The organism is Amycolatopsis sp. NPDC021455 (assembly GCF_040640995.1).
Taxonomy (GTDB): Bacteria; Actinomycetota; Actinomycetes; order Mycobacteriales; family Pseudonocardiaceae; genus Amycolatopsis.
Genome location: NZ_JBFACT010000029.1, coordinates 88020 through 103513, shown reverse-complemented (window position 1 = coordinate 103513; position 15494 = coordinate 88020). Strand labels below are relative to the sequence as shown.

Annotated in this window: 11 protein-coding genes; all 11 read left to right on the top strand. The window is 71.0% G+C overall.

Going from position 1 to position 15494, the window contains the following annotated elements:
- On the top strand, positions 1–899 hold an 899-nt coding region (locus AB0G28_RS28290), incomplete at its 5' end, for a hydroxyacid dehydrogenase (protein WP_361095318.1).
- A complete protein-coding gene (locus tag AB0G28_RS28285) occupies positions 896–2722 on the top strand; it encodes a DUF2264 domain-containing protein (RefSeq protein WP_361095315.1) in 1827 nt (608 codons plus the stop codon). The genes AB0G28_RS28290 and AB0G28_RS28285, both read left to right, overlap by 4 nt.
- A 24-nt stretch (positions 2723–2746) precedes the next feature.
- The gene (locus AB0G28_RS28280; RefSeq protein ID WP_361095312.1) at positions 2747–3571 is read left to right on the top strand and encodes a rhamnogalacturonan acetylesterase; all 825 of its coding nucleotides are present in this window, start codon (positions 2747–2749) and stop codon (positions 3569–3571) included.
- A 115-nt stretch (positions 3572–3686) separates the two neighbouring features.
- A complete protein-coding gene (locus AB0G28_RS28275; RefSeq protein ID WP_361095309.1) occupies positions 3687–5855 on the top strand; it encodes an MMPL family transporter in 2169 nt (722 codons plus the stop codon).
- Positions 5852–6526 carry a response regulator transcription factor gene (locus AB0G28_RS28270; protein ID WP_361095306.1) on the top strand — a complete coding sequence of 225 codons (675 nt, stop codon included), beginning with the start codon at positions 5852–5854 and terminating at the stop codon, positions 6524–6526. The genes AB0G28_RS28275 and AB0G28_RS28270 overlap by 4 nt, the downstream gene beginning before the upstream one ends.
- Entirely contained in the window at positions 6523–7668 is a 1146-nt protein-coding gene (locus tag AB0G28_RS28265) for a histidine kinase (protein ID WP_361095303.1), read from the top strand. The genes AB0G28_RS28270 and AB0G28_RS28265 overlap by 4 nt, the downstream gene beginning before the upstream one ends.
- Before the next feature lie 74 nt (positions 7669–7742).
- Positions 7743–8699 (top strand): lysylphosphatidylglycerol synthase domain-containing protein, encoded by a 957-nt coding sequence (locus tag AB0G28_RS28260; RefSeq protein WP_361095300.1) that lies wholly within the window; start codon positions 7743–7745, stop codon positions 8697–8699.
- Positions 8700–9241: 542 nt separating this feature from the next.
- Positions 9242–10291: a rhamnogalacturonan acetylesterase gene (locus AB0G28_RS28255; RefSeq protein ID WP_361095296.1), complete on the top strand. Its 1050-nt coding sequence runs from the start codon at positions 9242–9244 to the stop codon at positions 10289–10291.
- Positions 10292–10301: 10 nt separating this feature from the next.
- Positions 10302–12476, top strand: a complete 2175-nt coding sequence (locus tag AB0G28_RS28250) for a glycoside hydrolase family 2 TIM barrel-domain containing protein (RefSeq protein WP_361095293.1) — start codon at positions 10302–10304, stop codon at positions 12474–12476.
- A gap of 68 nt (positions 12477–12544) precedes the next feature.
- A complete protein-coding gene (locus tag AB0G28_RS28245) occupies positions 12545–13876 on the top strand; it encodes a right-handed parallel beta-helix repeat-containing protein (protein WP_361095290.1) in 1332 nt (443 codons plus the stop codon).
- Between the two features lie 73 nt (positions 13877–13949).
- Positions 13950–15455, top strand: coding sequence for a family 43 glycosylhydrolase (locus AB0G28_RS28240; RefSeq protein ID WP_361095287.1), 1506 nt, complete (start codon positions 13950–13952; stop codon positions 15453–15455).
- Positions 15456–15494: the final 39 nt, after the last annotated feature.

The window sequence follows — 15494 nt, the reverse complement described above, 5'->3', positions numbered from 1 at the left end:
GAGTGCTCGCCGACTTCACGAGTGCAGCCGCTCACGCCGTCCTGCGCGACGTCGAGCTGCTGGTCACCGGCTGGGGCTGCCGGCCGCTGGACGCGTCCGTACTCGCCCGCGCGCCGCGGCTGCGGGCGGTCGTGCACACCGCGGGCTCGGTCCGCGGGCACGTCACCGAGGCGTGCTGGGAGCGGGGGATCGCCGTGACGTCCGCCGCGGCGGCGAACGCGGTACCGGTGGCCGAGTACACCCTGGCGATGATCCTGCTCTCCGGCAAACGAGTCCTGGAACGCGCCCGTGATCACCGGATCGCGCGGTGTGCGGACGACGGCCTGAGCGTGCCGCCGCACCTGGGCAACTACCGGCGGACCGTCGGCATCCTGTCGGCGTCGATGATCGGACGGCGGGTGATCGGCCTGCTGCGGCCACACGACTTCCACGTCCTCGTGCACGACCCGCACCTGACGGCCGCGGAGGCGGCGGAGCTGGGCGCGGAACCGGTGGGCCTGGCCGCGTTGTTCGCCCGCGCGGACGTCGTCAGCGTGCACACCCCGCTGCTGCCGGAAACCCGGGGGCTGGTCGGGCGCGAGCTGATCGCGGCGATGCGGCCGGACGCCGTGCTGATCAACACCGCCCGCGGCGCGGTGCTCGACCAGGACGCCCTGGCCGAGGCCACCGGCGCCCGCCGAATCCGGGCGATCCTCGACGTCACCGACCCGGAGGTCCTTCGACCGGACCATCCGCTGTGGACGGACGACAGCGTGCTGATCACCCCGCACCTGGCCGGCTCCCAGGGCAACGAGCTGCGGCGGCTGGCCGAACTGGCCGTCGCCGAGGTCACCCGCTGGGCGGCCGGGCAGCCGTTCGCTCACCCTGTCCACCGCGAGCGCCTGGGGATGATCGCGTGAAGCTGCCCGGCGAAGACCGCGTGCTGAGCCCGCACACCGGGTACACGCGGGACCACTGGCTTGCCGTGGCGGACGGCCTGCTGACGGCGGCGTGGCGGTGGGCCACCCCGGGTGGCGCCCGGCTTGATCTGCCGGGGCCGCCGTCGGGCAGCGGTGTCCGCTCGGACGGCCTGGAGGGCTTCGCCCGCACCTTCCTCGCCGCCGCCTTCCGGGTCGCCGGGGAGGACGGGAAGGACCCGCACGGCTGGCTCGAGCGGTACGCCGAAGGCCTCGATGCGGGCACCCGGTCGCCGGGACGTGACGACGCGGAGTCGTGGCCGGTGATCGCCGACCGCAGTCAGCCGATGGTCGAATCGGCCTCGATCGCCCTCGGCTTGCGGCTGACCCGGCCCTGGCTGTGGGACCACCTCGCGCCCGCCGTGCAGGACCGGATCGAGGCCTGGCTGCGCGGCGCGCTTCGGCACCTCCCGGCGCCCAACAACTGGTACCTGTTCCCGTTCACGGTGGCCGGGTTCCTCGCCGAGGTGGGCCGCGCCGACGTCGAGACCGTCCAGGCCCGCGAGCGGGCGCTGGAGCTGCTGGAGGGCTGGTACCGCGGCGACGGCTGGTACGCCGACGGCGACGGCCGCGCCTTCGACCACTACAACGGCTGGGCGCTGCACCTGTACCCGGTGCTGGACGCCCACCTCGCGGGCGAAGCCACGCACTTCGGCCCCCGGCTGCGCGAGCACCTCGAGAGCTTCGGGCTGTGGTTCGGCGGCGACGGCGCACCACTCCACTTCGGACGGTCGTTGACCTACCGGTTCGCGGCCGCGTCGGCGGTCGGCCTCGGCGCCGTCACCGGGAACACGCCGTTGCCGCCGGGGGTGTCACGACGGCTGCTCAGCGGCGCGCTGCACTACTTCCTCGACCGCGGCGCCGTGGACGAGCGCGGGCTGCTGAGCCTCGGCTGGCACGGGCCCCACCTGCCGACAGTGCAGCACTACTCCGGTCCGGCCTCGCCGTATTGGGCGTCGAAGGCGTTCGTGTGCCTGCTCGCGCCGCCGGAGCATCCGCTGTGGACGGCCACCGAGGAACCCGCGCCGAGCGAAACGGCCGACACCGTGTTGGCGCTGCCGACGATGGGCCTGCTGCTGCAGTCGACCCGCGACGACGGCGTCGTCCGGCTGCACAACCACGGCAGCCACGACGTCCGGCCCCACCAGGCCGAGTCGGCGGCCGAGGACAACCCGCACTACGGCCGCTTCGCCTACTCGACCCGGACCGGGCCGACTGCGCGGGACAACCCGCCCGACAACCACTTCGCCGTCGTGGTCGACGGCGTCCGCAGCGTCCGGCGCCGGATCCACCCGCTCGGCGCGGGCCAGGGCGACGGCTGGGGCTGGGCCGCGTCCTGGCACCGCCCGGTGTTCGGGCACGGCCCGGCGGCGGTGCCCGGGCTGCGCGTGGAGAGCGTCACCGTCGTCCGCGGGCGGGACGAGCTGCGGGTGCACCGCGTGCTCGGCGCCCCGCCGGGCGCGGTCGTCGAGCAGACGGGCTGGGCCACCGCGCCCGGCCGGTCCGTGCTCCGGCCCCTCTCCGGCTGGACCGGCCAAGACGAAGCCCGCGCGCCGCACGGCACCGCCGTCGACTCGTGGGTGTCGCTCCCGCGGCTCACCGCGGACGTCCAGGGCAGGGGCGTCTTCGCGGCCTTGGCCGTGCTGGGCACCGAGACGGAGCATCCGGTTGCCTCGGCCACCACCGAGGGAGTCGAGATCGGCTGGCCGGACGGGTTCGCGGTACGCATCCGGTTCGGACCGCTGCAGGTGAGTGCGTTGCGGTAATCCCTTTCGGAAAGGAGTACGCGCATGAGGAAGAAGCGAGGGTTCGCGAGCCTGGTCGCCGTCATCGGGGCGGCGATGGCGGTGACCGGCGGCGGGGTGAGTGCCTCGGCGGCGACCGTGACGCATGTCTACATCGCGGGGGATTCCACCGCGTCGACCTACGTTTCGGCGCAGGCCCCGCGGGCGGGGTGGGGTCAGGCGCTGCCGGTGTTCCTGACGCCGAACGCCGTCGCGGTGAACGTGGCCAAGTCGGGGGCCAGCTCCAAGAGCTTCATCGACCTCGGCCGGCTCGACCACATCCTCGGGCTCATCAAGAAGGGCGACTACCTGCTGATCTCGTTCGGGCACAACGACGAGAAGAGCGACGACCCAGCCCGCTACACCGAGCCGTCGACGACGTACAAGCAGTACCTCTCGCAGTACATCGACAAGAGCCGGGCCAAAGGAGCGATCCCGATCCTCCTGACGCCGGTGGAACGGCGTCACTTCGGCAGCACGGGCGTGATCACCCCGTCCCACGGTGCCTACCCGGCGGCGATGCGGGAGCTCGCGGCGGCCAAGCGGGTGCCGCTGGTCGACCTGACCGCGGCCAGCACGGCGCTCTGGAACCGCGCGGGTGTCGAGGGGACGAAGAAGTACTTCATGATCTTCCCGGCGGGGAAGTACCCGAACTACCCCGACGGCAGCCAGGACAACACGCACTTCCAGGCGTCCGGCGCGATCGAGGTCGCCCGGCTGATCGCCACCGCCCTGCGCGACCAGGGTGCCGTCCCGGCCGCCGACTTCCGGCAGCTCACCGCGACGATCCCGACGAGCGCGATCGTCTGGCCGGCGACCGCGCCTTACTGAGGCGCCGCCGTACCGCGGATGCGGTACGGCGATGACCGCGCGAGGCTGACGCCGTGGACGGCCGGGACCGGAAGGCTGGTCGTTGACCGACTTCCTTCCCGAAAGGCTTCTCACCGTGAGTTCTCTCGCACGTTGGTGCTTCCGGAGGCGGGGTGTCGTCCTCGCCGGCTGGGTGGGCGGCCTCGTCGCCCTGGCCTTGCTGGTGTTCGGCGCCGGTGCGGCGTTCACCGACTCCGCCGACATGCCGGACAGCGAGTCGGCCACCGCCTACCACCTGCTCGGCGAAGCCGGCGGGCAAGCTTCGGCGAACGTCGTCCGTGGCACGATCGTGTGGCACACCGGCGATGTCGGGTCCGGTCCCGTGCGCGAGCGGGTCACCGCGACACTGCACGACATCTCCGCGCTGCCCGGGGTGAAGCAGGTCGTCAGCCCATACACCGCGGTGGGTGCCGCCCAGCTCAACCCCGGCGCCGGCACCGCGTACGCGACCGTCGTCCTCGACAAGGGCGCCGCCACCGAACCGATCGTCCAGGCCGCCGAGCAGCTGCGGGCGCCGGGCTTCGACGTCCAGGCCGGCGGGCAGGCGTTCACCGAGAAGCCCGCGGGGTCGAACGGCACCGAGGCGATCGGGATCCTCGCCGCGCTGGTCCTGCTGCTGTTGTTGTTCCGATCCGTGTGGGCGGCGGTGCTGCCGATCGTCACGGGCCTGGTCGGCGTGGGTGCGTCGCTGCTGGTCGTGATGCTGGCGTCCCACGTGATCGATCTCGCGGCGACCAGCCTCACCATGGGCGCGCTGATCGGCCTGGGCGTCGGCATCGACTACGCGCTGTTCATCGTGAACCGGCACCGCAAGGCGCTGCGGGCCGGCACGAGCGTGCCGGACGCGCTGGCGCAGGCCGCCGACACCTCCGGCCGCGCGGTGGTGTTCGCCGGGGTGACGGTGATGATCGCGCTGCTCGGCATGTTCGTGGTCGGCCTCGGCCTGCTCACCGGCATGGCGCAGGCCGCCGCGGTCACAGTCCTGTTCACCGTCGCGGCCGCGCTCACGCTCCTGCCCGCCCTGCTCGGGTTCCTCGGCTACCGGGTGCTGTCGCGAAAGGACCGCGCGGCCATCGCCGCCGGACGCTTCCCGCTGGCCGAGCGCCGGGCCGCCAAGACGCCCCTGGCCGCTCGCTGGGCGAACCTCGTGCAGCGGTTGCCGGTGGCCGCGGGCGGCGCCGCGCTCGTCGTGACGGTGCTGCTCGCCTCGCCCGTGCTGGGCATGCGGGTGGGCAACGCGGATGCGAGCAGCGACCCGGTGGGCACGCCCACCCGCGCTTACCACGACCTGATGGCCGGCGCCTTCGGCGACGGTTTCGACGCCTCCTTGCTGCTGGTCGCGAGCACGCCGGACACCGCTTCGTCCCGGGCGTTCGCCGCGCTCACGCACCGGCTGGAAGACTTCCCCGGCGTCGCGCACGTCGCCCCCGCCCCGGCACGCGCCGGGCAGCCGGTCGCCTCGGCGACCGTGACTCCGGCGACCACGGCCCAGGCCGAGCAGACCGCGGACCTCGTCACGACGCTGCGCGACGACGTCATCCCGGCCGCGGAGGCGGGCACCGCGCTGAAGGTCTACGTCGGTGGTCAGACCGCCACCAGCATCGACGTCGCCGACGCGCTGATGAGCAAGCTGCCGCTCTACCTCGGGCTCGTCGCGCTGCTCGGCTTCCTGCTGCTGGCCCTGGCCTTCCGTAGCATCCTGGTGCCGCTGGTGGGTGCGGTGAGCAACATCGCCACCATCGCGGTCGGGCTGGGCGCGGTCACCGCGATTTTCCAGAACGGCTGGGGGCTGGCGCTGCTGGGCGTCGGTTCCGGGGCGCCGGTGATGTACCTGGTGCCCGTGTTGGTGGTCGGGGTCATGTTCGGGTTGTCGATGGACTACCAGGTGTTCCTGGTCAGCCGGATGCACGAGGAGTGGGTCCACACCCGCGACAGCAGGCGCGCGGTGCGGGCCGGGGTCGCCGAGACGGGCCGGGTCATCGCCGTCGCGGCCACGATCATGCTCTGCGTGTTCGCCTCGTTCGGGTTCAGCGGTGAGCGGATCGTGGCCATGATCGGGATCGGCTTGGCGATCGCCGTGCTGGTGGACGCGTTCGTGGTGCGGATGACGCTGATCCCCGCCGTGATGACGCTGCTGGGCCGGGCCAACTGGGTCTACCCGCGGTGGGCGGAGCGGATCACGCCGCGGCTGTCGGTCGAAGGCCCCGAGCGGGAGCCGGAGACGCGGGAGATGATGATCCGATGACGATCCGCGTCCTGCTCGCCGACGACCAGGCTCTGCTGCGGGCCACCTTCCGCCTCCTCATCGACGCCGACGAGGACATGGCGGTGGTCGCCGAGGCCGCCGACGGGCAGGACGCGGTCACCAAGGCCCGGGAGGCGCAGGCCGACGTCGTCGTGATGGACATCCGCATGCCCGGGGTGGACGGCATCGAGGCCACCCGGCGGATCACCGCGGACGAGGACCTCGCCGGGGTGAAGGTCCTGGTCCTGACCACGTTCGAGACCGACGAGTTCGTGGTGGCCGCGCTGCGGGCCGGGGCCAGCGGCTTCCTGGGCAAGGGCGTCGAGCCGGAGGTGCTACTGCAGGCCATCCGCACGGTGGCGGCGGGGGAGTCGCTCCTGTCGCCGTCGGCGACCACGGCGCTGATCGGCCGGTTCCTGGCCCAGCCGGAGGCCAGGGAGGCCGGGCCGCGGGCGGAGCTGGGCGAGCTGACCGCACGGGAACAGGAGATCACAGCCCTGGTGGGGGCGGGTCTGTCCAATGCGGAGATCGCCGCGAAGCTGTTCATCAGCGCCGCGACGGCGAAGACGCACGTCAACCGCGCGATGATGAAGACCGGATCGCGGGACCGGGCCCAGCTGGTGGTCTTCGCCTACGAGACCGGGCTCGTCACGCCCCGGGCGCCGCGGTGAATCCGCCGCGGTGGTGGCACGTCGCGGCGCCGGTGGTGGCCGCCGTGCTGGTCGGGGTGTTCCAGCTGTCCTACCGGGGCGCGGACGGCTGGGTGCCGCCGAGTACCTGGCAGCTCGCGGTGTACCTGGCCGAGTGCGTGGCGCTGCTGGTGCGGTACCGGCGCCCGGAGGCGGTCGCCGGGGTGACCGTGGTGTTCAGCGCCGCGCTGCCGGTGATCCGCCCGCACGCGGTGATCGTCGACGTGCCGGCGATCGTCGCGCTCTACACCCTCGCCCGGTACACCGACCGCCGCACGGCGTGGGCCGCCGCGGCGGCCGCGGCGTTCCTGCTGACGATCAGCTCGGCATGGTGGCGCTCGGAGCAGCTGCTCGACATCCGCAACCTGCTGCCCGCCAACTACGTCGGGATCGCCGTCGCGGTCGGCGACTCCGTGCGCGCCAACCGCGCGGTCCTGCGCCAGGCCCAGGACAAGGCCCGCGAAGCCGAACGCACCCGCGAGGAGGAGGCGCGCCGCCGGGTGCGCGACGAACGCGTCCGCATCGCGCGGGACCTCCACGACGTCGTCGCCCACCACATCACCCTCGTCAACGCCCAGGCCGGAGTCGCCCACCACCTGCTGGACCGCCAACCGGACCAAGCCCGCCAGGCCTTGGCCGGCATCAAGGACACCAGCCGGGCCGCGCTCGACGAGCTGCGCGCGACGGTGGGCCTGCTGCGCCAGGACGACGACCCACCCGAATCCCGCCGGTCCGTCCCGGGGTTCGCCGAGGTGGGGTCGCTGGTGGACTCCTTCCGGTCCGCCGGGTACGACGTCCGCCTGACCTCCCACGGGACCGCCCGGCCGCTGGCCGGCGCCGCCGACCTCGCGGCGTACCGGATCGTGCAGGAAGCGCTGACGAACGCCGGCAAACACGGCAGCGAACGCCGCGTGGACGTCGCGCTCACCTACACCGGTGATCAGCTGGCACTGACGGTGTCCAATCCCGGACGGCCCGGCTACCGCGGAGCCGGCACCGGGCACGGGCTCATCGGCATGCGGGAACGCGCTTCCAGCGCCGGGGGTACGTGCACGGCCGGATTCCGGGACGACGGGCAGTACGAGGTGCACGCTGTGCTGCCGCTGCGCGGCGAGGCCGGCTAGTACCGCGTCCGCGGTAGGTGCGGATACCGCTGCACGCCGACGTTTTCCGGCGCCGCCGCGACCAGCATGGAACCGTGATCGACAGTCTGGGCGCGGCCCCGCGAACCAACCGCCGGAGTATCCTGATCCGCTGCGCGACGGCGGTCGTCGTCGTGGTGGCGCTGGTCGCCTTCGTCCGCACCGCCGGCACCGCGGACCTCGGAGCGGTCCTCGGCACCGCCGAGCCGCTGTGGGTGCTCGCCGCGGTGCTGGTCTTCCTCGTGCCGCTGCTGGGCAACGTGCTGGCCCTGCGGGCCGTCGCGCCGGTGTCCCTGCCGTGGGGGCTCACGACGGTCGCCCAGCTGGCGGGTGCGTTCGGCAACCTCGTCGCGCCGGGGAACCTCGGCGGGATGGCGACCAACGTCCGGTTCCTGCAGCGGCGCGGGGTCGCGACCACCGGCGCGGCAGGCGCGGTCGGGGCGGCGCAGGCCACCGCGGTGGTCGTGACGGTGGCGGTGGCGTTGCCGGGCCTGATCGCATCGGGACGGCTCGCGGCCGTGGGTTCGGCGGTCTCCGGCCCGGTGGCACCGATCGCCGTGGCGGTGCTGGCCGCCGTCGTGGTTGCGCTGGGGTGCACGCCGGTCGGCCGGCGGTGGGGGAGCAAGCTGCGCTCGGCGGCGGTGGCCACCTTCGCTTCGTTCCGGTTCGCGCTGGCCGCGCCCGGCCGCGCCGGGCTCGCCGTGGCGGGAAACCTGCTGGTGACGCTGGGCTCGACCGCGGCACTGGCCGCGGCCGTCCAGGCGTTCGGCAGCACCGCGTCGTTCGGTGATCTCCTGCTCGTCGTGGCGGGCAGCGCCCTCGCCGGTGTCCTGCCGGTGCCCGGCGGGGCGGGCGGGGCCGAGGTGATCCTGGCGGCCCAGCTGACCGCGGTGGGACTCCAGCCTCCGGTCGCCTTCGCGGCGGCCGTGCTCTACCGCGTGGTCACGTTCTGGTCCCGGGTCCCGGTCGGCTGGCTCGCCTTCTCGTGGCTGCGGCGAGCCGGTCACCTCTGAAGCCGCCGACGGTCGTTCACCACGCTTCCGTGGGGCGATGGCAGGCAGAAGCGGTGGCAGCCGCCGGACGACCGTGCGTAAGCGATTTCTTGATTGTTTGATCGATTCCTGCTGCGTCCGGCTGAATCGTTCGATTCTTTCGAGGGGGCTCGTACTTTGCTTCTGGCGCTGTTGGTTGACGAGGCGCATCGGACGCGCTTAACGTGCGTGAACCGATTCAAGGACGAATTCCGGTGAGATCGCCGGCGACGGTCGGAGAAGGGATCCGATGTACAGGAGATCCGGTGAGCTCACTGGGCGGGCTGACGGTCCGGCAGGCCGACTGGTCACCGATCGTGCTGGGGGAGGTCGCGGTCCGGCTCTCAAGCCGGCAGCGGCCCAGGGGCGAGATCGTTGTTCGAGAAAGCGCTTACAGGAGTATCGCAAAATCGGGCGGAGCGTTATGATGGGAACGCTCCTGATTGCCTGATCCTGTCGAGTCCAGCTCCAGGATGCCGGTGTGGACCGGCGCTCGATCATGCCTATCGGATAGAGGAGTTCGCATGTCCGCCAAGAACAACGGGATGCTCGCCGTCCTGGCTGTGGCCGCGGCGCTGACCCCGGTGCCCGCCGCCGTGGCAGCCGAGCGGGCCCTTCCCCCGCAGTGTTCGGGATCGGCGCCGATCAAGTGCCATTTCGCGGTCTCGCCGGGAAATTACGACGTCACGGTGGGGCTGGGCGGCCCGAAGGCGGCCGAGACGTCGATTTCGGTGGAGGCGCGGCGGCAGGTGCTGAACACCGTCCGGACGAACGCGGGCCAGGTCGTTCCCACGACGGTCACGGTCAACGTGCGCAACCCGGAGGGGCAGCCCACCGGTCAGGGCGGCACCGGTACCCCGGGGCTGGACATCACCTTCGCGGGAGCCACTCCGGCGATCGGTTCGCTGACCGTCACCCCGGCCGCGGCCCCGCTGGTGACGTACCTAGCCGGCGATTCGACGGTCTGCGACCAGCCGGTCGCCCCCTACACCGGCTGGGGGCAGATCCTGCCCACGGCGGTGCGCAGCGGTGCCGTGGTCGCCAACTACGCGGACTCCGGCGAGAGCTCAGGCAGCTTCCTGGCCAACAAGGCCCTGTTCCCGACGATGAAGCCGTTGATCAAGAGCAAAGATCTGGTGTTCATCCAGTTCGGGCACAACGACAAGCAGACGTCGGCGACGGCGTTCCGCGACAACCTCACCAAGATGGTCAACGGCGTGCGGGAACGCGGCGGGATCCCGGTGCTGGTGACCCCGCCGGTGCGACGGCTGTTCAGCGGCACGAAGCTGACCGCGACCGCACTGCACGTCAACGGCGTCGGTGTGGACCTGCCCGCGGTGATCCGTGCGCTGGGCAAGAGCGCGAACGTCCCGGTGATCGACCTGACCGCCAAGAGCAAGGCACTGGTCGAGTCCCTCGGCCCGGCGGGCTCGCAGAAGATCTACCTGACCCAGGCGGCCGACGGCGTCACCGACAACACGCACTTCTCCGCCTACGGCGCGACCCAGATGTCGAACCTGGTCGTGCAGGGCGTCCGCGAACTGAACCTGCCGCTGGCCGGCTTCCTGCGCTGAGGGAGAGGTGATGGTGTTGTCCACGCTCCGGCAATTCCTCATCGGTGTGCTGGCGCTCGTGCTCGTCCCGCTGACCGGGGTGTCCGCCACCGCGGCGAACCGGTACCGGACGGTCACGGACTTCGACGCGGGCTGGTTGTTCAACTACGGGGACGCCAGCGGTGCCAGTGGTGCGTCCTACAACGACAGCAGCTGGCGCAAGCTCAGCGTGCCGCACGACTGGAGCATCGAAGGCAAGAACCCGCCGTCGAACCCGTTCTCGCAGTCGGCGCCGAGCACCGGCCGGGGCGGGTATCTGCCGTCGGGCATCGGCTGGTACCGCAAGCACTTCTCGCTGGCCGGGGTGCCAGCGGGCCGCCGGGTGTCACTCGAGTTCGACGGTGTGATGGCCAACGCGAGCGTGTACGTCAACGGCACGCTCATCGGCACCCACCCATACGGCTACACAAGTTTCCGTTACGACATCACGGCGGCGGCGAAGCTCGGCGGCGACAACGTCGTGGCGGTGAAAACGGACACGACTTCGCAACCGGCGTCCCGCTACTACACGGGTGCGGGAATCTACCGCGACGTCCGGTTGATCGCGACCGACCCGCTACACGTCGCCCAGTGGGCCACCCGCGTCACCACGCCCGGCAACAAGACGGTGCACGCGGAGACCACGGTGGTCAACGAGAGTGGCGCGGCGGCCAGCGTCAGCGTCCAAGGTGTCCTCACCGATCCCGGCGGGGCCACGCTGCCCGCGGTCACGACGGCGGCCAAGACCATCGCCGCCGGGACGTCGGCCACCTTCGCCTACGACGTGCCGGTGAGCAACCCGAAGCTGTGGGACCTGGCGAACCCGAACCTATACTCGCTGGCCACCAACGTCCTCGTCGGCGGCACGGTGGTGGACGACGACATCACGTCGGTCGGCATCCGCACCTTGACGTTCAACGCCGCGACGGGCATGAGCCTGAACGGCAAGAGCGTGAAGTTCCAGGGGGTCGCCCTGCACCAGGACCTCCACGGCCTCGGGATGGCCGCGCCGCAGCGGGCGGTCCAGCGGCGGCTGGCCCAGCTGAAGGCGCTCGGGGTGAACGCCATCCGCACCGCGCACGACCCGCCGAGCCCGGCGTTCCTCGACCTCACCGACCGGATGGGCTTCCTGGTCCTCGACGAGTTCTTCGACGTCTGGACCCAGCACAAGTACTCCGACGTCGGCGACTACGCGACCTACTTCAACCGGACGGCGACCACTCCCACCGGCACGCCCGCGGTACCCGGAGCGAGTGGCTCGGTGCCGTGGTACCAGGTGGACGCGACCAGCGTGATCACGCGCGACCGCAACCACCCGAGCGTGGCGATGTGGAGCACCGGCAACGAGATCCGCGACCCGATCGCGACCCGGACGCCCCTGCTGACGAAGATGGTCGCGATCGCGCACGCCTTGGACGGCCGTCCGGTGACCCAGGCGCTGTTCCGGCCGGGCGACAGCGGGGACGTCACGGGGGCCACCCGGACCATCGTGGACGTCTTCGGCGGCAACTACCGCCCCGACGAGGTCGTCCAGGCTGCCAAGGCGTCCCCGGCGCGGGCCGGGCTGTTCACCGAGATGGGCACCGACACCGGGGCCTGGACGACCGTCCGGAACAACGCGAACATCACCGGCCTGTTCGTGTGGACCGGTGCGGCGTACCTGGGTGAGGCCGACGGGCTGTGGCCGCGCGCCGAGCCGGACTTCGGGCTGATGGACGCCGTGGGCACGGTCCGCCCGATCGGGTACTCGTGGCAGCGGGCGTGGAGTGCGCCCACGACGTCACCACCGGCGACCGGCACTACCGCGAGCCGCGTGCTGCTCGCACCCGACCACAGCACAGTGTCGACCGACACCGACGACGTCTCCTACGTGAAGGCGACCGTCGCCGACGCGTCCGGCCGGGTGGTGACCGGCTCGTCGGCCCCGATCACCTTCACGGTGAGCGGGCCGGGTGTGCTGGTGGCGGTGGACAGCGGGAGCCCGGTGCAGGAGACGTTCCGCGGCTCGGTGCGCAAGGCCTACCAGGGCGTCGCCTACGGCCTGGTGCGGGCGACGGGCGCGGGCACCATCACGGTGACCGCGAGCGCGGCCGGGCTGACGCTCGGCACCACCACGCTGACCGGCACCACGGCGCCGTTCGTGCCGTGTTCCGGCAACTGCAACTGAAGCCGCTTCGTGGTCGCCGCCGGTGTCCGACGGCGGCGCCCACGAAGCCTCCCACCTTGGAGTGTGCGATGAAACCCTCTGTTTTGGGCCGTGTGCTCGTGTTGTCCGCGGCCGCCGTGACCGCCGCCGTGGCCGGCACCCCGGCCGCCGCGGGCAGCCCGGCGGCCGCGAATACCTACTACGTCGCCCCGGGCGGCAGTGACAGCGCCGCCGGGACACAGGCCGCGCCGTGGGCGTCGGTCGCGCACGCCCAGGCCGTCGCCCAGGCGGGTGACACGGTGTACCTGCGCGGCGGCACCTACACCTACACGCGGGCGAACAAGGCCTGCGCGAGCGGGACCGACCGGGTGGACGCGATCACGCTGAGCAAGAGCGGCAGTTCCGGCAACCCGATCCGCTACTGGGCGTACCCCGGGGAGACACCCGTCTTCGACTTCTCCCGGGTGAGTGACAACTGCCGGATCAAGGGCTTCGACGTTACCGGGAACTTCATCCACCTCAAGGGGCTGGAGGTCAAGGGCGTGCCCCAGAACAACAACCTCAACCACGAGTCGTGGGCCATCTGGATCTCCGGCAGCAACAACACCTTCGAACAGCTGAACCTGCACAACAACATGGGCCCCGGCCTGTTCATCCAGGACGGCGGCGGCAACCTCGTGCTGAACTCCGATTCCCACGACAACTACGACCCGCGGACGTCGAACGGCGCCGGCGAAAGTGCCGACGGGTTCGGCGCCCACATCTCCGCCGGCCACCCGGGCAACGTGTTCCGCGGCTGCCGTGCGTGGTGGAACTCCGACGACGGCTTCGACCTGATCAACGCGTTCTCCTCGGTGACCATCGAGAACTCGTGGGCCTGGCGCAACGGCTACCTGCCGGAGACGACGACGTCGTCGGGTAACGGCAACGGCTTCAAGATGGGCGGCTACGGCGGCAAGTACGTCAGCAACGGCGCCAAGCACACCATCCGGAACTCGGTCGCGTTCAACAACAAAGCCGCGGGCTTCTACGCCAACCACCACACGCTGGCCAACGACTACTTCAACAACACCAGCTACAACAACCACCCGGACTACAACATGCTCGGCATCACCTCGAGCGGCGGTGCCACCGGGCTGGGCAACCTGCGCAACAACATCGCCTACGGCGGGACTCTGACGTCGAACATGTCCGGTACGAGCGCGTCGTACAACTCGTGGAACGTGGGCGGCACGCTGTCGGACGCGCAGTTCCGGAGCGTGTCGACTTCCGGCTGGGACGCGGCTCGTCAGTCCGACGGCAGCCTGCCGGTACTGCCGAACCTCCGCCTGGCGCCGGGCAGTTCGCTGATCGACAAGGGCACGAACGTCGGCCTGCCCTACACCGGCAAGGCCCCGGACCTCGGCGCGTTCGAGTCCTGAGAAGAGCCGGCGGCTTCCGGGAGCGCGGACAGCCGGACGAATCAGCAGAGGTATTCGACAAGGAGGTCGTCACATGCTGAGGAAGAAAGCCCGGCGAACACTCGCCTCGATCGTGCTTCCCGTCGCCGTCGTCCTGACATCCGTCGGCGCGCCCGCGACGGCCGCGCCAGTACCGCAGGCCGCGGCTGCCACGATCCAGAACGACGTGTTCTGGAAGGACACCTCGGGCAACCCGATCTACTCCCAGGGCGGCGGGGTGCTCAAGGTCGGCGGCACGTATTACTGGTACGGGGCCAAGTACAACGGCGCGGTCAGCTACTACAACAACCCGGGCGGCGGGAAGAACGGGGACACCTCGCTCAGCGCGATCACCATCTATTCGTCGACCGATCTCGCGAACTGGAAGTTCGAAGGCAACGCGCTCACCGGCAGCGACCTCGGCGGCGGCTGGGTCGGCCGGATCGGCGTCGCCCGCAATCCGAACACGGGCAAGTTCGTGCTCGTTTCGCAGCTGAACAGCGGGTTGGTGTTCGCCACGAGCAGCACGCCGAACGGCCGGTTCACCCGGGCGGGGACGCAGTCGAGCATCAGCGGTGTGTCCACCGGCATGTCCGGTGACCAATCGGTCTTCACCGACGACGACGGCAAGGCGTACCTGATCTACAGCAACAAGAGCGGCCGTTCCCACCTGTACGTGTCGTCGTTGCGCGCCTCAGACTTCCTGCAGGTAGACCCGGCCAAGAACGTCTACAACAGCTCGGCGGGCGGGCGCGAAGGCAACATCATGTTCAAGTACAACGGGACGTACTACTTCTGTTCCTCGGACCTGCACGGCTGGAACGCGTCCCACACGTACTGCATCAGCGCGAAGAACATCATGGGCCCGTACTCCGGGGAATTCGTCCTGCAGGGAACCGACGCGGACTTCTCGCACGTGACGCAGACCGGCCTGGCGTTCACGGTGACCGGGTCGTCCGGCTCGTTCGTGATGTTCGGTGGTGACCGGTGGAGCGACTTTGCGGGCAACGGCATCGGCTACAACCAGTGGCTGCCGGTGACCTTCAACGGCTCGACGCCGGTGTTCCACTCGCTGAACCAGTGGACCGTCGACGTGGCCGCGGGGACGTGGGCGGTCGGGCGGGGCAACAACTACGTCCTCAACCCGAGCGCGGAGGCCGACCGGGTGGCCCAGAACGACCTCGCCGGCTGGACCACCACCGGTGGCACCGTCAACAGCAACAAGCAGGGCGGGCACACCGGGCGGTGGGCGTTCGCGCAGAGCTCGTCGTCGGCCTACACCGCCTCGCGGTATCAGAACATCTCGCTGCCGAACGGGACGTACACGCTGTCGGCGTGGGTGAAGAGCAGCGGCGGGCAGAAGAAGGCGACCATCTACGCAAAGAACTTCGGCGCGGGTGAGCTGAGTTCGTCGATCAACGGCTCGCTCGGGAGCTGGACGAAGGTGAGCGTCTCCGGCATCACGGTGACAAACGGGTCGATCCAGGTGGGGATGTACTCCGACGCGAACGCGGGCAACTGGGTGAACGTCGACGACTTCAGCCTGGTGCAGAACGGCTGAGGTCCCGGACACGCCCGGCGGGCTGTTCACCCGCCGGGC

Bases quoted from the DNA above. Each gene is read 5' to 3' on its own strand.
- AB0G28_RS28280 (WP_361095312.1), top strand. From the start codon at position 2,747: ATGAGGAAGAAGCGAGGGTTCGCGAGCCTGGTCGCCGTCATCGGGGCG.
- AB0G28_RS28270 (WP_361095306.1), top strand. From the start codon at position 5,852: ATGACGATCCGCGTCCTGCTCGCCGACGACCAGGCTCTGCTGCGGGCC.
- AB0G28_RS28255 (WP_361095296.1), top strand. From the start codon at position 9,242: ATGTCCGCCAAGAACAACGGGATGCTCGCCGTCCTGGCTGTGGCCGCG.
- AB0G28_RS28250 (WP_361095293.1), top strand. From the start codon at position 10,302: ATGGTGTTGTCCACGCTCCGGCAATTCCTCATCGGTGTGCTGGCGCTC.
- AB0G28_RS28245 (WP_361095290.1), top strand. From the start codon at position 12,545: ATGAAACCCTCTGTTTTGGGCCGTGTGCTCGTGTTGTCCGCGGCCGCC.
- AB0G28_RS28240 (WP_361095287.1), top strand. From the start codon at position 13,950: ATGCTGAGGAAGAAAGCCCGGCGAACACTCGCCTCGATCGTGCTTCCC.